General features: G+C 72.1%; 2 protein-coding genes. Both read right to left on the bottom strand.

Translation table 11 applies throughout. From position 1 onward, the window contains the following. Window positions 1–12: 12 nt before the first annotated feature. Window positions 13–7,902 carry a type I polyketide synthase gene (locus ACEN9Q_RS06275; protein WP_495627715.1) on the bottom strand — a complete coding sequence of 2,630 codons (7,890 nt, stop codon included), beginning with the start codon at window positions 7,900–7,902 and terminating at the stop codon, window positions 13–15. Continuing rightward, window positions 7,899–20,663: an amino acid adenylation domain-containing protein gene (locus ACEN9Q_RS06280; protein WP_495627716.1), complete on the bottom strand. Its 12,765-nt coding sequence runs from the start codon at window positions 20,661–20,663 to the stop codon at window positions 7,899–7,901. Before ACEN9Q_RS06280 ends, ACEN9Q_RS06275 begins: the two co-directional genes overlap by 4 nt. Between the last annotated feature and the right edge of the window lie 30 nt (window positions 20,664–20,693).

Below are 20,693 nucleotides of genomic sequence, written 5' to 3' on the forward strand. Positions count from 1 at the left end.
CCTCTTGAGGGTTCAAATGTTGTCCAGTTCGTCCAGGAGGGCGAGCAGGTGTTCGTCGTCGAGATCCGCGCCGCCGTCCGCGGGGCCGGCAGCATCGTCGAGCGCGTCGTCGAGGCTGGCGACCAGGCCGTCGGCCAGGCCGGGCATGGCCGCCAGCAGGCGCACCACGTGGCGGACGATGCGTTCGCTTTGGGCGGCCGAGAATTCGCCGCTCTGGTACATCAGCTTGACCGTCATGCCGTCGCCCGGCATGAACACCAGGGTCAGGCCGGTGCCGGTGCTTTCCTGGCTGTGCAAGCCGGTCATGCGCAGCGTCGCCTGGGCATCGCGGATGCTGTCGACCGGATAGTTTTCGTACACGAGCGTGGTGTTGAACAGCTCGGCGCGCGTGCCGAAGGGCGACTGCGCCAGGATGTCGGGCAGCTGCAGGAACCCATGGTTCTGCCACTCGAGCTGCTGGTGGTGGGCGTCGCGCAGCCATTGGCGCAGCGGCTGGCCGGCGTCGACCTCCAGCGTGACGGGCAAGGTATTGATGAACGGTCCGACGGTGGCGTCGGCCCCGGCCAGCTGGGCCGGGCGGCCCGAGTTGACGGAACCGAAGCACACGCGTCCCAGCCCCGTGTACGTGTGCAGCACGTAGGCCCATGCGCATTGCACCAGGCTGTACGACGTCACGCCGACGGTGCGGGCCAGCGCCTCGAGCCGCGCCGTTTGATCGGCCTCGAGCTTGAGCTGGACCTGGGCCGGCTGCGAGGACGGGGCATGGCGCACGTCGGGCGCGATGATGCAGGGGGCTTCCTGCGGCGCCAGGCGGGCGTGCCAGTACGCCTTGGCGCCGGCCTCGTCCTGCTTGCCGAGCCATTGCACGTAATTCTTGAACGTCCGCGCCGCGGGTTCGCCGCGCAGCTCGCCGCCCGCATAGCTGTCCAGCAAGGAGCGGAATACCAGCGGCACGCTCCAGCCGTCGATGATGGCGTGGTGGGTCGTCCACAGCACCCGGTGGCAGCCCGGCGTCAGGCGCCACACGGCGACCCGGCTCAGGGGCGCCTGCGCCATGTCGAAGCCGCGCCCGCGGTCGGCCCCGGTGAACTGCGCGATGACGGCTTCCTGCTCGGTCGGCGGCAGCGCCGCCAGGTCTTCGTAGAAGAACGGCAGCGTCACGCTCTCCGGCGCCATCTGCAGCTGGGCGATGCCGCCCTGGCGCGGCACGACGAAGGCGGTGCGGAACACGTCATGCCGGTGCGGCAGGGTTTCCCACGCATGTTGCAGGCGCGGCAGGTCGAGTTCGCCTTCGATGTCGAAGATGAGCTGGTTGACGAAGGCGGCGTTGTGGCCGGCGCTGTCGCGCATCGACCGGAACAGCATGCCCTGCTGCGATCCGGTGGCCGGATACGCGTCGCGCATGGCCGGCCACCGCAGCTGCCATTGATCGAGCTCGGCCTGGTCGGTCGCCAGCGGCGCGACGTCGCTCGGGGTCGGCCCGGCGAGCGGCCGTTCCTGCCAGCAGCCGACCAGTTCGGCGAGGGCGCGCTCGAAGGCGCCGGCCAGCGCGGCGATGTGGGCGCCGTCCACGTGGCGCCGGTTGTACTTGATGGAAAAGCGCAGCCGTCCGCCGGCGACGAGGCCGTCGAAGGCCAGCGGCGCGGCGCGGCGGCGGCGCGGCGAGACGTTGTCGCCCGACGCTTCCGGCGCCGGCGCGAACAGGGCGCCGGCGCCGACCACCTGGTCGAACTGGCCGAGATAGTTGAACATCACCGCGCCGGCGCGGAACGCGCTGTCGTCGAGCCCGGTCGCGGGCCGGGCCAGGTGCTTGAGCGCGCCGAAGTGTTCGCCCTTGGCCGGCACCCGGCGCAGCACCTCCTTGGTGTCGCGCAGCAGCGCGGCCGGATCGCCCTCGACGCCGCCGAACAGGACCGGGTACATGGCCGTGAACCACCCGACGGTGTCGCCGATGTCGAGCACGTCGCCGAGCGCGGCGCGCCCGTGGCCCTCCATCAGCACGGCCAGCGGCGCCGGGCCGCGCCAGTCGTCGAAGGCCAGGCGCAGCGCGGCCAGCAACACCTCGTCCACGTTCATGCGGTAAGCCCGTCCGCAGCCGGCCAGCAGTTGCTCGGTCAGCGCCTGCGGCAGCACCACGGTGGTCGAGCCTTCGTCGGCCACGAGGTCGTCCTCGTCCGGGCCGCGGTCCGGGGCCGCCGGGGCGGCCGCCAGCACCGCCTGCCAGTACGGCAGCTCGGCCAGCACGGCGGGCGCACCGGCGAGGTCGCGCAACGCGTCGACGGCGCGCTGGAAGGTGGCGGGGCGGGCCGGCAGCGCGACCGGCTGGCCGGCCGCGGCCTGGCGGTAGCCCGTTTCCACGTCCTGCAACAAGGCGCGCCACGAGACGCCGTCGACCACGAGGTGATGGGCCACGATCAGCAGGCGCGCGCCGCCGTCGGGCAGTGCAAAATGCGCGAACTTCAGCAACGGCCCTTCCAGCGACAGCGAACGCTGGATGCGGTTCGCCTCGCGCAGGAAGGTATCGGCCGGCGCGGGGTCGGCGGCGTCGATGACGACCCGGCACACGCCGGCGGCCGGCGCCACGTCCGCCGGCGCGCGGTAGTGCGCGCTCCAGCCGTCGCCGTCGCGCACGAAGCACAGGCGCAGCGCGTCGTGGCGCGCGTGCAGCGCGGCCAGTACCGGTTCGATCAGCGCGGGATCGAATCCGGGGCCGACGTCGAGCAATACCGACTGGTTGAAGTGATGCGGGTCCGGGCTGCCGTCGGCGAGCAGTTCGCGCTGCATCGGATGCAGCAGTTGCGCGCCGTGCGCCGGGCGGGCGTCCGCTTCCGGGTGCTCGACGACTTCCATCAGGCGCGCCATCGCCTCGACGGTCGGTTCGGCATAGAAATCCTTGACCGAGAACTTCAGCCCGTCGCGGCCCAGGTGGGCGCTGAGCTTGAGCAGCAGGATCGAATCGGCGCCGAGCGAAAAGAAATCCTGGTCGATCGACGGCGGGGCAATCTGGAGCACCGTGCACCAGGCGTCGAGGACCCGCTGCTCCATCGCGTTGCCCGGCAACTTGCGCGGCGCCGCGTGGCCGGCGGCTGCCTGCGCCAGCGCCGCCAGGTCGGGACGGCCGTCCGGCAGGCGCGGGATCTGCGCCAGCGCCAGCACGGCGTGCGGCGGCACGGCCGCGGGGAGCACGTCCGCGAGGAACCGGCGCGCCGCATCCGCATCGGGCGCCGCCGCGCCGGGCACCGGGACGGCATAGGCGACGAGGCGCCGGTCGACGATCCGCACCACCGCTTCCGCAATGGCCGGATGCTGCGCCAGCGCGGCCTCGATCGGCGCCAGCGCGATCGGGTAGCCGTGCAGCAGGGCGAGGTCGTCGAGCGCGCCGAGCATCTCGAGCCGGCCGTCCGCGCGCCAGCGCGCGCACTGGCCCGTGCCCGCCATGCGCCCATCGGGCCCGCTCACATGCAGTTCGCCGTGCACGCCGATCGGCGCCGGCATGCCGGCCCGGTCGAGCACCTGGCGCCCGGCGCCGTCAGCTTCCTGCCACCGGTCGAGCAGGGCGCGCTCCGCGCCGGCGACGATGTCGAAGCCGAGCACGGGGCGGTCGGCGCCGTCCGGCAGGGCGGCCAGCAGCGCTTCCAGCTGGTCGGCCATGCGTTCGACGGTGGCTTGCTCGAACAGGTCGGTGTCGTAATACCAGTTGGCGAACAGGCCGTCGGGCGATTCGGCCATGATCAGGGTCAGGTCGACCTTGGCGGCGACGGTTTCCTCGACGCGTTCGAGTTCGAGTCCGTCGATCGACAGCGTGCCGCGCTCGTAGTTCTGCAGCGCGAACAGGACCTGGAACAACGGCGCATGGCTGCGCGAGCGCGCCGGCGCCAGCTCCTCGACCAGCATCTCGAACGGCACGTGCTGGTGTTCGAACGCGGACAAGGCCATCCGGCGCGTCTGGTCCAGCAGCTGGGCGAAGCTCGGATTGGCCGACAGGTCGGTGCGCAGCAGCAGGGTGTTGACGAAGAAGCCGATCAGCGGTTCGAGCGGCTTGTGCATGCGTCCCGCGATCGGCGTGCCCATCACGATATCGTCGCTGTTGCCCAGGCGTCCCAGCAGCAGCGCGAACGCGGCCTGCAAGGTCATGAACAGCGTGGCGCGGTGCGCCTGGCTGAAGGTCCGCAGGCGCGCCAGCAGTTGCGGCGCCAGGGTACGCTTGAGCAGCGCGCCGGCATGCCTGGACACGGCCGCGCGCGGCTTGTCGAGCGGCAGGCTGTGGACCGCCGGGATGCCGGCCAGGCGCGCGCGCCAGAAGTCGAGCTCCTGCTCGAGCAGCGGCCCGACCAGCCAGTTGCGCTGCCACGCGGCGAAGTCGGCGTACTGCATCGACAGGGGCGCCAGCGCCGGCTCGGTGCCGGATGCCAGCGCGCGATAGAGTTCGGCGAACTCCTTGACCAGGATGACTTCGGACCAGCCGTCCGAGACGATATGGTGGGCGTTGAACAGCAACAGGTGCTGGCGCTCGCCGAGACGGACCAGCGTCACGCGCAGCGGCAGTTCGGCCGTCAGGTCGAATGCGCGCCGGGCGTCGGCGTCCACCAGCGCGCGCTGGCGTCCGGCGCGCTCGCCGGCCGGCAGCGCCGCCAGGTCGAGGCGGGCGATCGGCACCGGCTGGGGCGGACGGATGACCTGCAGGGCTTCGCCGTCGGCTTCGCAGAACACGGTGCGCAGCGACTCGTGGCGCGCCACCAGGCGGTCGAGCGCGCCCTGCAGCGCGTCGAGGTTCAGCGCGCCGTTGAGGATGAAGGGCGCCGGCATGTTGTACTGGGCGCTGCCGCCGCCGAGGCGGTCGATCATCCACAGCCTGCGCTGCTGGAACGACATCGGGATCGGCGCGCCGCGGTCGGCCGCCACCAGCGCCGGATAGCGCGCGCTGCCCGTGTCGGCCTGTTCGACCAGGCGCGCCAGCGCGGCGACGGTGGGGTCTTCGAACAAGGCGTGCATCGCGATGTCGGCGCCGAACGCCTCGCGCACGTCGGCCAGCACGCGGGTGGCCAGCAGCGAATGCCCGCCCAGGTCGAAGAAATTGTCGTCCGCGCCGATGCGATCGAGCTTGAAAATGGCGCACCACAGCGCGGCGAGACGTTGCTCGGTGTCGCCGCGGGGCGCCACGAACGGCGTGGACAGGTCGGGGCGGGGATGGCAGATCGTGCGCGGCGCCGGAGCAGGTACGTCCTGCGCCGCAGCTGGGGCGGCGCCGGCCGGCGCGTGCCGCGTGCCGGCGACCTGGTCGTACACGGTGGGCGCGAAGGCATAGGTCGGCAGCGCGATGAACGGGCCCTCGATGTCGGCCGACACGGCGTCCCAGCGCAGGCTGGCGCCGTCGGCGTACAGGTGGCCGAGCGCGCGCAGCAGGAAGGCGTCGTCGGCGTCGTCCTGGCGCGGGTGGCGCACGGCCTGCAGGCACAGGTGGCTGTCGTCGCAATCCTCGTGACTGCGCACGAACGTGGCGAGGGCATTGCCCGGACCGATTTCGAGGAAAGTGTGCGGGCCTTGCCGCTGCAGGGCGCCGATGGCGTCGGCGAAGCGTACCGCGCCGCGCAGGTGGCGGCACCAGTAGGCCGGATCGAGCGCGTCGGCTTCGGTGACCGGCGCGCCGGACAGGTTCGACATGAAGGGGCGCCGCGGCGCCCGGCGTGGCGTGGCGTCGACCGCGGCGCGGAACTCGGCCAGGACCCCATCCATCATGCGCGAGTGGTAGGCGTGAGACGTCTTCAGGCGGGTGCAGGCGACGCCGTCGGCCGCCAGGCGGGCCTCGAGCGCGGCGATGGCCGGCAGCGGTCCGCTGACCACGGTCAGTGCCGAACTGTTGACGGCCGCCAGGTCGAGGCTGTCGTCGAGCCAGGCGCCGATGGCCGATTCCGGCAGCCGCACGCTGAGCATCGCGCCCGGCTCGGCGCCCGCCATCAGGCGCCCGCGCCGGCACACCAGCGCGAGGGCGTCGGGCAGCGTGAAGACGTCCGCCAGGCAGGCCGCGACGAATTCGCCCAGGCTGTGCCCGATCATCATCGCCGGTTCCACGCCCCAGGCCATGAGGGTGCGGGCCAGCGCGTATTCGACGATGAACAGCAGCGGCTGCGCCAGCGCGGTGTCGGCGGTTTCGGCATGCCGGTCGCCGGCCGGATCGGCCAGCAGCAGGTCGCGCACGCGGGCGGACAGGGTCGGCTCGAGCAGCGCCAGGCAGGCGTCCACGTGCGCGCGGTACTGCGGCTCGCGCGCATACAGCTGGCGCGTCATGCCCGGGTATTGCGCGCCCTGGCCGCTGAACATGAAGACGACGGGGCGCTGCCGCGGCGCCGGCGCGGCGGCGCCGTTCGCGACGTCGTCGAGCTGCGCCAGCAATTGTTCGCGCGTGGCGGCCACCAGCGGCCGGCGCACGGCGAAGTGGCGGCGGGCCTGCTGCAGGGTGCGCGCCACGGCGTCGAGCGACGGCGCCCCGGCGCCGAGCGCGCGGCGCAGCTTCGCGGCGTAGCGGCGCAATGCCTGCGGGTCGCGCGCGGACAGCGGCACCAGGCGATGGCGGCCGGCGTCGGCCGAGGCCGCGCGCCGCTCCACGTATTGTTCGACGATGGCGTGGGCGTTGGTGCCGCCCACGCCGAAGGCGCTCACGCCGGCGCGCAGCGGGCGCGCGGGTTGCTCGAGCGGGGTGAGCGCAGTGTTGACGGCGAAGCCGCCGCGTTCGAACGCGATCAGCGGATTCGGCCGCGCGTAGTGCAGGGACGGCGGCAGCACCCCGTGGCGGACCGCCAGCACGGCCTTGATGAAGCCCATGATCCCGGCGGCGGCGTCGAGGTGGCCGATATTCGACTTGACCGAGCCGATCAGGCATGGCGCCGCGCCGTCGCGCGCGCCGTAGGCCTGGCCCAGCGCCTCGACTTCGATCGGGTCGCCGATGCGCGTCGCGGTGCCGTGGCATTCGACGAAATCGATGTCGCCGGACGCGACTTGCGCCAGGTCCAGCGCGCTGCGGATGACCCGGCTCTGGCCCGCCACCGACGGCGCGGTGTAGCCGACCTTGTCGCTGCCGTCGTTGTTGATGGCCGACGCCTTGAGCACCGCGTGGATCGGATTGCCGTCGGCGATGGCGTCGTCCAGGCGCTTGAGCGCCACGATGCCCACGCCCTGGCCCGGCACGGTGCCGTTGGCCTGCGCGTCGAACGCGCGGCAGTGGCCGTCCGGCGACTGGATCATGCCTTCGTGGTAGGCATAGCCCTTGACCACGGGCGACACGCACACGCCGCCGGCCAGCGCCACGTCGCAGTCGCCGCTGAGGAGTCCCTGGGCCGCCATGTGCAGCGCGACCAGCGACGTCGAGCAGGTGCTGTCGATGCCGATCGCCGGTCCCTTGAGGTTCAGGCGATACGACACGCGGGTGGGAAAGAACTCGCGCTGGTACAGCATCTTGAGGTCGTAGATCTCGCCGATCTTGTCGCCCACGTGCTGCGCCACCGCGCGCAGCCAGTTCATGTTCTGGCTCGAGCCGGCATACAGGCCGATGGCGCCGGCGGCCAGTTGCGGGTCGCAGCCGCCCGCCTCGAGCGCCTCCCAGCAGCACTCGTGCAGCAGGCGCAGCTGCGGGTCCATGAATTCGGCCTCGCGCGCCTTGTAGTCGAAGAAGTCGGCGTCGAACCCGAACCGTTCGTCCAGACAGCCGGCGGCCTTGACATAGGCTGGGTTGGCGATATCGGCTTCCGGCACGCCGTACGCGCGCAGGGTGTCGTCGTCGAAGAACCGGATCAGTTCCTCGCCACGGCACAGGTGGCCGAAGAATTCCTCGGTGTCGGCCGCGCGCGGCAGCCGGAGCGCCATGCCGACCACGGCGATTTCGAGTCCGGTCGTATGGGTCTGTTTCATCGTGCACCTCGTTGTGCCAAGCGCGCCGCCAGGCGGCTCTTGCTGCGTTTCGGAAGATCGGTCTCGGCCGCCGCGTGGCGGCTTCGTTCGTTGATGTGGGCCGCCATGGCGCGCACGGTCGGATGCTCGAAATAGCTCACCACGCTCAGGTCCTGCTCCAGCACCAGGTTGGCCTTGCTGGCGATTTCGATCAGGTGCACCGAACTGCCGCCCAGGTCGAAGAAATTGCGCTCGACGCTGATCCGGTCGCGCCCCAGCACTTGCCGCCAGATGTCGGCCAGCGCCGTTTCGACGGGGCCCTCGGGCGCGATGACGATGTCGTCGTCGCGGTTCCAGACCGGCGGCGGCAACTGCTTGCGGTCGACCTTGTTGTTGGGCGACAGCGGGAACGCATCGAGCACCACGTAATAGGCGGGCACCATGTAGTTGGGCAGCAGCGACCCGAGGTGCAGGCGCAGGCGCGCGCCGAGCGCGGCGGCGTCTTCCTGCCCGTCGGCATCGAGTTGGACGTACGCCACCAGCTGTTGTATGCCGGTCGCGTCCTTCAGCACCATCACTACTGCGTCGGCCACTCCGGCGGCACGGGTGAGTGCCGCCTCGATGTCGCCCAGCTCGATCCGGAAGCCGCGCAGCTTGACTTGCAAGTCCTTGCGGCCGATAAATTCAATATTCCCGTCGGGGAGGTAGCGCCCGAGGTCGCCCGTCTTGTAGACGCGGTCGTGCAGCGCGTCGTGCACGACGAAGCTGGCGGCGGTACGCTCGGCGTCGCCGTAATAGCAGCGCGCCACGCCGATGCCGCCGATGTGCAGCTCGCCCACCACGCCCACCGGACAGGGCACGAGGTCGTCGGTGAGCACATAGAACGCCTGGTTCGCGAGCGGCTTGCCGTAAGGGACGCTCTTGCGTTCGCCCATGTCCGACACGATCGGATAGCTGATCGACCACACCGAGCCTTCGGTCGCGCCGCCCAGGCTGTGCATGGCCACGCCCGGGAAGACGGCGGCGATGCGGGCCGGCAGGGTCGGCGCGATCCAGTCCCCGCTCATCATCAGCACCCGCAATGCGCCGCCGCCGCGGCGCGCGCGCCATTCGTACTGGGCGGTCAGCAGCTCGGCCGAGGCCGGCACGGAGTCCCACAGGCTGATGCGCTCGCGCTCGACCAGCCCGGCCCAGTGCGCCGGGTCCTTCTGGCGCGCCTCGTCCGGGAACACCACGCGTCCGCCGGCCGCGAGCAGGCCGAACATGTCGTAGACCGACAGGTCGAACGACAGCGCCGACACGGCCAGCACGGCGTCGTCCGGTCCCACGCGGTAGCGCTGGTTGATGTCGAGGCAGGTATTCACCGCCGACCGGTGCTCGATCGCCACGCCCTTGGGCTTGCCCGTGGAGCCGGACGTGAAGATTACGTAGGCCAGGCTGGACGGTGCCTGCACGCTGGCGAAGCCCGCGAGCGCGGCCGCCGCGGCGTCCGGCGCCAGCGGCGCCAGCGCCGCCGGGTCGATCCGGACGGCGCCGTGCGTGATGCCTTCGGCCAGCGCCGCGCCGGCCAGCAGCACGCGTGCGTTGCCATGTTCCAGCACCTGGTCGATGCGCGCCGCCGGCCAGCCGGTGTCGAGCGGGAGGTAGGCGGCGCCCGCCATCATGATGGCCAGGGCGGCCGCCAGCTGCAGGCGGCCCTTGGGCAGCAGGATCGCCATCAGCGTTTCCGGTTCGGCCGCGTGCGGACGCAGGCGCGCCGCCAGCGCCGCGGCATGCGCGAACAGCTCGCCGTACGTCTGGCTGCCATGCTCGTCGACGACCGCGATCGCGTCCGGCGTGGCCCGCGCCTGCGCCACGAACAGGTCGTGCAGACACTGTTCGTACGGCAGCGCCATGGCGGTGTCGTTCCACTGGCGCAGCATCTTGTCGGCCTCCGCCGGCGGCAGCAGGTTCAGCGCCTGCAGGCGGGTCGCGCCGGACGCGACGACCGCGTGCAGGATCTGTTCGTAGGCGTCCGCCATGCGCGCGATCGTCGCCGCGTCGAACAGGTCGGTGTTGTAGGTCCAGGTCAGCTCCAGGCCGCCGGCGCGTTCGTTGGCATTCAGCAGCAGGTCGAACTTGGCCATCACCACGTTGCGCTCGACCGGGCGCATCGCCAGCGACGGCAGCGCGAACGCCGTCTGTTCCTGGCTCTGCAGCACGAACATGATCTGGAACAGCGCCGGATGGCTCAGGCTGCGTTCGGGCTTGAGCGCGTCGACGAGCATCTCGAACGGCACGGTCTGGTGCTCGAAAGCCTCCAGCACGGTGCCGCGGGTGCGGGCCAGCATGTCGTCGAAGCTCGGGTTGCCCGCCAGGTCGCTGCGCAGCACCAGGGTGTTGAGGAAGCAGCCGATCAGTCCTTCCAGGCATTGCTGCGAACGCCCGGCCGCCGGCGTGCCGATCACGATGTCGTGCTCGTTGCTCCAGCGCGCCAGCAGGGCCGCCAGCACCGTCTGCAGGGTCATGAACAGCGTCGCGTCGCGCTTGCGGGAATACTCCTTGAGCGAGGCGAGCAGGCCGGCCGGCACCTGGCGGGTGAGCAGCGCGCCGTTGTAGGTCTGGCGGACCGGCCGGGGCTTGTCGAGCGGCAGGCTGTGCACCTGGGGCACGCCCTGCAGCCGGCGCTGCCAGTACGCGGTGTCCGCCGCCAGCACCTCGTCGGCGAGGGTGTGGCGTTGCCAGTGCGCGAAATCGGCGTACTGGATGGGCAACGGGGCGAACGCCGGCGTGCCGCCCTCGGCGAAGGCGCGGTACGCCTGGACGAATTCGGTCGTCAGCAGGTTGATCGACCAGCCGTCGGAAGCGATGTGGTGCATGTTGAACATCAGCACGTGGCGCTCGGGCGCCAGGCGCAGCACCTGCGCGCGCAGCATCAGGTCGGTGCCGAGGTCGAACGGCGCGGTGGCGTCGGCGCGCAGCAGGCGCTCGACTTCGGCGGCGCGGGCGGGCGGCGCCAGGTGCGACAGGTCGGTCAGCCCGACCGCCACGTCGGCGGCGGGCTGCACGCACTGGACCGCATGGCCGTCGCGTTCGGCGTACGTGGTGCGCAGCACCGCATGCCGCGCGACGATCGCCGTCAGGCTGCGGCGGCAGGCGTCGAGGTCGAAGCGGCCGGCCAGCTCGAAAGCGGCCGGCATGTTGTACTGGACGCTGGCGCCTTCGAGACGGTCGATCAGCCACAGGCGATGCTGCGCGAACGACAACGGCAGGTCGGCGCCGGCGGCCAGCGGCACGATCGGCGGCAGCGCGCGCCCGCGCGGCATGGCGTCGAGGACCTGGGCAAGTTGCGCGATGGTCGGGCCGGCGAAGAAGGTGGCCAGCGCCAGTTCGGCCCCGAGCCGTTCGCGGATCGCGCTGATGACGCGGATCGCCAGCAGCGAATGGCCGCCCAGCGCGAAGAAGTTGGCCTGGACCGACAGGCCGCCCTTGCCGAGGATCGTGCTCCAGATGGCCTCGAGCGCATGTTCCGTGGCCGTTTGCGCGCCCCGGCTGCGTTCTTCCTGCCCGTCCTGTGGCGGCGCCGGCAGGGCGCGGACGTCGAGCTTGCCGCTGGCCGTCAGCGGCAGCGCCGGCATCTCGACGAACGCTGCGGGCAGCATGTATTCCGGCAGGCTGATGCGGCAGTGCGCCGCCAGCGCGTCCGCGCCCACCGCCGCGCCATGGGCGACGACGTAGGCCAGCAGCGACTCGCCGTCCGGCGCCGGCACGACGGCCGCCTCGGCGACGCCCGGGTGCGCGGCGAGCACTTCTTCGATTTCGCCGGGCTCGATGCGGTAGCCGCGCAGCTTGACCTGGGCATCGCTCCGGTACAGGTAGGCCAGGGTGCCGTCGGGGCGCCAGCGCACCATGTCGCCGGAGCGGTAGAAGCGCTCGCACCCGTCCGCACCCGGCAGGGCGATGAATTTGTCGGCGTCGAGTTCCGGCCGGTTCAGGTAGCCGCGCGCCACGCCGGGACCGCCGATGCAGCATTCGCCGATGGCGCCGGGCGGCACTTCCTGCAGGCGGGCGTCGAGGACCCTGACCTTCACGCCCGCCAGCGGCCGGCCGATGTGCGGCACCGTGCCGGCCTCGATGCGCGCCCAGGTGGCGTCGACCGTCGTTTCGGTGGGGCCGTAGACGTTGATGGCGACCCGGCCGGCGCGCGCCATCGCGGCGGCGATGCCGTCCCACAGCGCGCCGTTGATCGGTTCGCCGCCGACGAGCAGGTGCGGCAGGGCGCCCGGACGGCGCGCGCCTTCCTGCAGCACGAGTTCGAGCAGGCTCGGGGTGCCGTCGAGCATGTCGATGGCGTGCAGCCGCATGTAGTCGAGCAGCGGCGCCGGCGACGTGCGCAGGTGTTCGGACAGGATGTGCAGTTCGCCGCCGGCGCCCAGCTGGGCCACCGCCTGCAGGGAGGCATCGAACACGAGCGGCGCGTTCCAGGCCCAGCGCAGCGCTTCCGGCACGCCGTTCTGGCGCAGCATCAGCGCCAGTGCCTGGCCCAGGTGGCTCAGGCTGTCGTGCTGCACCATGACGCCTTTCGGGCGCCCGCTGCTGCCCGACGTGTACAGCACATAGGCCAGCGCGGCGGGCTGTGCCAGGTCGGGCGCATCGCCGTAGCCGGCCAGCCAGTCGTCGTCGGCGGCGGCGCCGTCGAGGAACATCAGGTCGATGGCCGGCAGGTCGAAGCGTTCGAGCGTCTGGCGGGTGCCGAGCACCATGGTGGCGCCGGTGTCGGCCACGATGAAGGACTGGCGCGCCGCCGGGGCCTGCGGGTCGATCGGCACGTAGGCCGCGCCGGCCTGCCAGATACCGAGCACGGCGATGAGTTGCTCGGCCGAGCGCGGGCAGCAGATGCCGACCCGGTCGCCCGGCGCGATCCCTTGCTCGGCCAGGCAGCTCGCCAGGCGCCCGGCGCGGGCGGCCAGTTGGCCGTAGCTGAGCACAACGTCGCCGCTGCGCACCGCCACGCGTTCGGGGTGGCGCAGCGCGGCGTCGCGGAACTGGCGCAGCATGGTGTCGCGCGGCGCCGGCAGCGTGACCGGGCAGGCGTAGCCGGCCAGGCGCGCGCGCTGTTGTTCTCCGACCAGGTTCAGCGCGCCGACGGCAGCGCCGGCACCGCCGGCCAGTGCATCGAGCAGCACCCCGAAGCTGTCGGACCAGGCGCCAATGGTGGCGTCGTCGAACAGGTCGCGGTTGTAGACCCAGTTGAAGTCGATCGCGCCGTCGCGCTCGGTCGCGCTGAGCATCAGGTCGAACTTGGCCGCGACCTCGTCGCGCGCGACTTCGGTGATGGCCAGGCCCGGCAGGTCGAGCTTGCCCACTTCCATGTTCTGCAGCACGAACCAGAGCTGGAACAGCGGCAGATGGCTGGCGCTGCGCGGCGGATTCAATTCCTCGACCAGCAGGTCGAACGGCAGCGCCTGGTGTTCGAACGCGTCGAGCACCATGGCGCGGCTGGCGCCGAGATACTGCTCGACCGTGGTCTCCGGCTCGATGCGGTTCCTCAGCACGACCGTGTTGACGAAGCAGCCGACGAGGGCGTCGAGTTCCGGCCGGTCGCGCCCGGCGACCGGCGTGCCGACGACGACCTCGGCTTCGCCGCTCACGCGCGCCAGCAGCAGCGCGTAGCAGGCCTGGAGCAGCATGAACAGCGACATCTCGTGGCGCCGCGCCAGCGCGTTCAGGGTGCGCGTCAGCGCGGGTTCCGCGCGGGTGCGGATGACGGCGCCGCGGGTGGTCATGCGCGCCGGGCGCGGGCGGTCGAGCGGGAGCCCATGCAGCTGCGGCAGCTGGTCCAGCTGGCCGCGCCAGTAGCCGGCCAGCGCGGCGTAGCGATCGGGCGCCAGTTGCGCGCGCTGCCATTGCGCGTAGTCGGCATACTGGACCGGCAGCGGCGCCCGCGCCGCGGCGCCGCTGCCGCAGGCCGCGCGGTAGAGCGCACCCAGGTCGCGGATCAGGACCCCGACGGACCAGCCGTCGGAGGCGATGTGGTGCATGTTGAACAGCATCCGGTAGGCGCACGCGTCCATGCGCACCAGCGTGATCCGGAATACCGGGCCCGCGGCCAGGTCGAAATCGGCGTGGGCCTGCGCCAGCAGGCGTTCGGCGGCGGTGACGGCGCGCTGCGTGGCCGGCAGCGCGCGCAGGTCGTGGTAATCGATGGTGCTGTCGACGACGGACGCGATGACCTGGACGGCGGCGCCGTCGACCTCGCGATACGTGGTGCGCAGCACTTCATGGCGCTGCACCAGCGCGTCGACGGCCGACTGCAGGGCCGGCACGTCGAGTTCGCCGTCGAGGTCGAAGCAGGCCGGCATGTTGTACTGGTTGCTGCGGCCCTCGACGCGGTCGATGAACCACAGCCGCTGCTGGGCGTACGAGGCGGCGAGGACACCGTTGCGGTCGGCGCGCGCCAGCGGGGCCGGGCCGCCGCCGGCCTGCTGCGTCGCCAGCCATTGCGCCAGTGCGCGCACGGTCCCGAGCTGGAACAACTGGCGGATCGGCAGCGCGTGGCCGGTGGCCGCCTGCAGCGCGCTCGCCATCCGGATCGCCAGCAGCGAATTGCCGCCCAGGTCGAAGAAATTGTCTTCGGCGCCGATCTGCTCGCGCTGCAGGATCTTGCACCAGACGGCGGCCAGGGTTTGTTCCAGCGCGCCTTCGGGCGCCACGTAGGCCTGGGCGATATAGTCGGATGCGGCCGGCGCCGGCAGGGCGCGCTTGTCGACCTTGCCGTTGGCCGTCACGGGCATCGCGTCCAGCGCGACGAAGGCCGCCGGCACCATGAAGCGCGGCAGTTGCTCCTGCGCGTGGGTGCGCAAGGCGGCGCCCAGTTGCGCGCCGCCGGCGCCGCCGGGGCTGAAGTAGGCGACGAGCTGGTGCGCGTCGCGGATCACGACGCACGCTTCGCGGACGCCCTCGAACGCCAGCAGGCAGCGTTCGATTTCGCCGAGCTCGATCCGGTAGCCGCGGATCTTGACCTGCTGGTCGGCACGGCCCAGGAATTGCAGGACGCCGTCGCGCTGCCAGCGCACCAGGTCGCCGGTGCGATAGAGCAGGCGGCCGCTGCCGGCGTCGCGGACGAATTTTTCCGCCGTCAGCGCGGGGTCGTTCCAGTAGCCCAGCGCCACGCCCGCGCCGGCCGCGCACAGTTCGCCGATGGCGCCGACCGGCAAGGCCTGGCCGCGCGCGTCGAGCACGAGCACGTCGGTGCCGGCCACCGGGCGGCCGATCGGGACCGGGCGCCCGGCCGGCCAGTCGCGGCCGATCGGATGGCACGCCGTGAACGTGGTGTTTTCGGTCGGGCCGTAGCCGTTGACGATGGCGACCTGGTCCAGCTTCTCGTACAGGCGGCGCACGATCGCCGGCGACACGACCTCGCCGCCGGTGAGCACGTGGCGCAACCTCGGCAGCGGACGGTCGAGCTGCTCGACCCATTGCTCGAACAGGGCGGTCGTCAGCCACATGGCATTGACCCGTTCGCGTTCGATGAAGGCGGTCAGCTCCGCCAGGTCGAGCACGCCGTCGGGATAGATCGCCAGCGTGCCGCCGTTCAGCAGCGGGCCCCAGATTTCCAGCGTCGACGCATCGAAGCCGACGGTGGCCAGCTGCAGCATGACGGTGCCCGCGTCGAGCGGCATGAAGTTGGCATTGCGCACCAGGCGCAGGATCGCGCGCGTCGGGATCGCCACGCCCTTGGGCGCGCCGGTGGAGCCGGACGTGTACATCAGGTAGGCCAGCCGTTCGGCATCGGCGGGCGGCGGCGCGAACGCGGCCGGCGCCCCCGCGCGCAGGGCGTCGAGCGTGATGGCGGCGCTCGGGCTGCCGTCCAGGCGCTCCAGCAGCTTGCCGTCCGCCACCAGCAGGCGCGCGCCGCTGGCGCCGAGAATCTGGACGATGCGCTTCACGGGATAGTTGGCGTCGAGCGGCACATAGGCGGCGCCCAGGCGCACGATGCCCAGCAGGCAGGCGATCAGGTCGGTGCCGCGCGGCAGGTACAGCGCGACCCGGTCCGCCGCCGTCACGCCCTGGCCCGCGAGGCGCGCCGCGATCGCGCCCGCATCCCGGTCGAGCTCGGCATAGGTGACGCGCCGCTTGCCCGCGGCGAGGGCTATGCCGTCCGGGTTGCGCGCCGCTTCGCGCGCGAAGCACGCATACAGCGCGTCGTCGCAGGCGCCGGCATCCGGGCCGTGCGCGTAGGCCGCGAAGAAGGCGTGGTCGGCGCCGGTCAGCAGGTTCAGCTCGCCGATCGGCCGGGTGGGCTCGGCCAGCAGGGCGTCGAGCATGGCGGTGAACTGGTCGGCCATCGCCGCGATGGTGGCCCCTTCGAACAGCGCGCTGGCGTATTGCCACTCGAGGCGGATGCCCGCGTCCGACTCGACCGCCGACAGCATCAGGTCGAACTTGGCATCGACATGGTCGCGTTCGACGCGCGTGACCTCGACGTCGGCCAGCTCCATGCGCTTCGATTCGGCTTCCTTGAGACTGAACACGATCTGGAACAACGGATGGTGCGCCAGGCTGCGTTCCGGGTTGAGCATGTCGACCAGCAGCTCGAACGGATAATGCTGCTGGCCGAACGCGCGGCTCACCAGCGCATGCGACTGCGCCAGGTACTTTGGTGCCGGTTGCGAGAAATCGATGGTGTGGCGCAGCGCGATCAGGTTGGCGAACAGCCCGACGACAGGTTCGGTGTCGCCGTGGATGCGCCCGGACACCGGCGTGCCGATCACGACGTCGGCGCTGGCCGACAGGCGTGCGATGAACGACGCGAACAGGCTTTCCAGCGCGATGAACAGCGTGGTGCCGGCTTCGCGCGCCAGGCGCCGCAGGCCGTCGCGCTGGATCGCGTCGAGGTGGACGGCGATCTCGGCGCCGGCGTGGTCGGCGATGGCCGGGCGCGTCTTGTCGGTCATCAGCCCGTGCACCGGCGGCGCGTCGCGCAGCTGGTCGCGCCAGAACGCGGCGGCGTGCGCCATCTGGCCGTTGTCGACGAGGGCGCGCTGCCATTCGGCGTAGTCGCTGTAGGCGATTGCCAGGGGCGGCAGGGCGGCGGCGGCGCCGGCCTTGCGGGCCGCGTACAGCTGGCGCAGTTCGCGCATCAGGACGCCGATCGACCAGCCGTCGCAGGCGATATGGTGGATATTCAGCACCAGCAGCGCCTCGTCCTCGTCCAGCAGGAGCAGGGTGGCGCGCAGCAGGCGGCCGGCGGCCAGGTCGAAGCGGTGGACGGCTTCGTCGCGCATGTGTTGCCGGACCCGGGCCGCGCGCGCGGCGCCGTCCAGCGCGCACAGGTCGTCGACCCGGGCGTCGAGCGTCCAGGCCGGGTCGGCGTGCTGGCGCACGTCGCCGCCGGCGTCGGTGAAGCGCGTGCGCAGCGCCGCATGGCGGTGGCCGAGCTGCTCCAGGCAACCGAGCAGTGCATCCTGGTCGAGACTGCCGCGCAGGCGGTAGGTGGCCACCATGTTGTAGTGGGCGCTGCCCTGCTCGATGCGGTCGATCAGCCACATCTGCTGCTGGCCGCACGACAGGCGCGCGCCCGCGGCGTCCGTGCGCGCTTCGATCGCGGGCAGCGTGACGGCGGCGGCATCGGCGCGCGCCTCGTCGATGCAGCGCGCCAGGTCGGCCAGCACCGGGTGCGCGAAGATGGTGTCGAGCGCAAGCCCGGACCACACGCGGCTGCGCACGCGGTTGAGCATGCGGGTGGCGAGCAGCGAGTGCCCGCCGATGTCGAAGAAATTGTCGGTGCGCGCGACGTGCGGACGCGCCAGCAGTTCGGACCAGATCGCCTGCAGCGCCGCTTCCGAAGCGCTGGGCGCCGGCGCGGCGTCGTCCTGGCCGGTCGCCGGCGCCGGCAGCGCGGCCGCGTCGGGCGTGCCGTCGGCCAGCAGCGGCAGCGCGGCGACATTGACCACCGTCCTGGGCAGCAGGAAGTGCGGCAGGCGCAGGCGCAGTTGCCGCATCAGCGCGTCGGACGCCGCGCCGGACACCACGTACGCGACGAGGGCGCCGTCGGCGCCGGCAGCCGGGTCGAACACGACCGCCGCGGCCGCGACGTCCGGCAGCGCGCGCAACGCGCTTTCCGTCCGGCGCGGATCGACTTCGAAGCCGCGCCACATGAGGCGCTGGTCGGTGCGGCCGCCGAAGACCAGGGCGCCGTGATGGTCGATCCGCACGCGCATGCCGGTGCGCACCGCACGCGCCGCCGCGGCGGACCCGTCCAGCGCGACGAACCGGCCGTGCGCCGGCGGCATGCCGGCGTAGCCGTCGGCGATGCCGGGGCCGGCAACGACCAGCTCGCCCCACGCGCCGGCGGGTGCCGGCGCCTCGCCTTGCAGGACCAGCAGGCGGGCGCCGCCGATGGCCTGGCCGAGGCCTGGTGCCGGACCGTCGTGCGCCAGGCACGCAATGCCGCTCTCGAGCGGGCCGTGGAGGGCGACGACGCGGCAGGCGCCGACGACCGGCAACGGGGCGGCCGGATCGTGGCCGGCCAGGAACAGGACGGCGCGCGGCGCGGCTGCGAGTCCGGCGCGCAAGGCGTCGCACTGGGCCGGCGTGGCTTGCATGACGTCGACCGCGCCGTGCGGCAGCGGTTGCAGCGTGCCCGCGCCCGCGAGGGCGAGCAGCAGCATGGTGTTGAAGAAGCCGAGGCCGGCCACCGGCGCATAGCCGTACACGAGGCCGGGCGCCAGCGCGCAGCGCTGTCCGAGCGCGTCCGCGTAGTGGGCCAGCTGGCCGTGCGTGAACGTTACGGGCAGGCCGTCGGCGCCGGGGAGCAGGGCCGCGGGGGCGTCCGGCGTCGGCGGCGCGTCCGTGGCGATGCCGGCGTAGTCGTCCAGCCAGTCGTCGTCCTCGATGCCTTGCAGCAGCACCAGTTCCAGGTCGTGCAGTTCGAGCCCGTCGGCGCTGCCGGCGCTGGCCAGCAGCAGGTGCAGGCCGGCGTGTTGCCCGGGAGCCGCACCGGCGGCGACCGGCACGCATACGGCGGCGAGCTTCCACGTCGCCAGCGTGGCGACGAGCGCTTCGGCGCCGCAGCCGGCGCAGATGCCGACGCGGCTGCCCGGCAGCACGCCCAGTTCGCCCAGCAGCGCAGCGAGGCGGTCGGCGCGCTCGTCGGCGCGCGCGTAGGCCATGGCGCCGATGGCCGCGGCGTCCGGACGCCGCGCGACCGACTGGCGCCAGGCGACGGGCAGCAGGGTGGCCGCGCGGGCCTCGGCGGCCATGACCGGCGCCGCATCGAACGCGACGTGCGACAGCGGCAGGTCCGGCGCGCCGCATGCCGTGTGCAGCAGCCGGTCGAAATGTCCGGCGAAGCGCGCGATGGTGGCCGCCTCGAACAGGCCGCGGTCATATTCCCAGGTCAGGCGCAGCTGCCCGTTCTGGTGCTCCACCTCGAGCTTCAGGTCGTAGCGGCCCTGCGTGCGTTCGATGGCGCGCACGTCGGCCGCGAGGTCGTGCAGCGCGAGCGTGTCGGCGCGGCCTTCGTGCATCGAGAACCATAGCTGGTACAGCGGCGAGAAAGCGAGGTTGCGCTCGACCTTGAGCTCGTCGACCAGCATGTCGAACGGCACGTCCTGGTGGGTCAGCACGAAGCCCAGGCTGGTCCTGGTGGCGGCGATCGCCTCGCGCAGGGTGTAATCCCGCGGCAGGCGGTTGCGCAGCACGACGGTATTCGAAAAATAGCCCGTCACCGCCTCGAATTCGCTGCGTTGGCGGTTGGCGGCCGGCATGCCGAACACCACGTCGGGCTCGTTGCCCAGCTTGTGCAGCAGGATCGAATAGAACGCCGCCATCACGCCGAACAGCGTGGTGTGCTCGGCCTTCGCCAGCGCCGCCAGCGCGGCGGCCAGCGTGCCGTCGAGCGCGTAGTCGAGGCGTTCGACGCCGGCGCGCGGCGCGGCCAGGCGGTCGCCGTCGCAGGGCAGCGCGTGCAGGCGCGGCGCGCCCTGCAGGAAGTCGCGCCACTGCGCCAGCTTGGTGGCGAGGAACGGGCCCTGCATGCGCGTGCGCTCCCAGCTGGCGTAGTCGAGGTACTGGTAGGGTGGCGCGTCCAGGGTCGGCGTGCGGCCGGTGGCGCACGCGTCGTAGATGCGGCAGAAGTCGGCGAACAGGATTTCCTGCGAACGGGCGTCGGAGGTGATGTGATGGGTCACCAGCAGCAGCACGTGGTGCGCGGGCGCGACGGCATACAGCGTGGCGCGGATCAGCGTGTCGTGCGCCAGGTCGAACGGGACGGCCACCGCCGCGCGCATCAGCGCCTCGACGTCGGCGCCCGCGCCGCAATCGACGTCGGCGCATTCCAGGCGCACGCCGCTGCGGACTTGCTGCCAGGGCTGGCCGTCGACGTCGACGAAGGCGGTGCGCAGGCTTTCGTGACGCTGCACCAGCGCGTCGAGTGCGCTGCCGAGTGCGGCGCGGTCGAGGCGGCCGCGCAGGACCAGCGCGATGCCGCCGTTGTAGGCGCCGTCGTTGCCGCCTTCGCGGGCGGCCAGTTGCTGCATGAACCACAGGCGCTGCTGGTTGAAGGAAGGAAGGTGCAATTGTTCGCGCTGGCCTGCCGCGACCGCGTGTACCTGCGCGCCCGCGCCGTCGTCGCGGCTCGCCCGGAGCAGCTCGATCAGCCCGGCCTTGTGCTCCTTGACGAGCGCCAGCAACTTGTCGTCGATGGCGGCCTTGTCGCCGACCAGCTTCAAGCGGTCGCCGTCGAGCTTGAGTTCGACCGACCTGGCGCGGCAATATGACAGCGCTTCAAGAATGTGCATTTGGTTTTCTTCCTATCGATTGCGGGCGTA

This window comes from Massilia sp. Masssp93 (assembly GCF_059491295.1).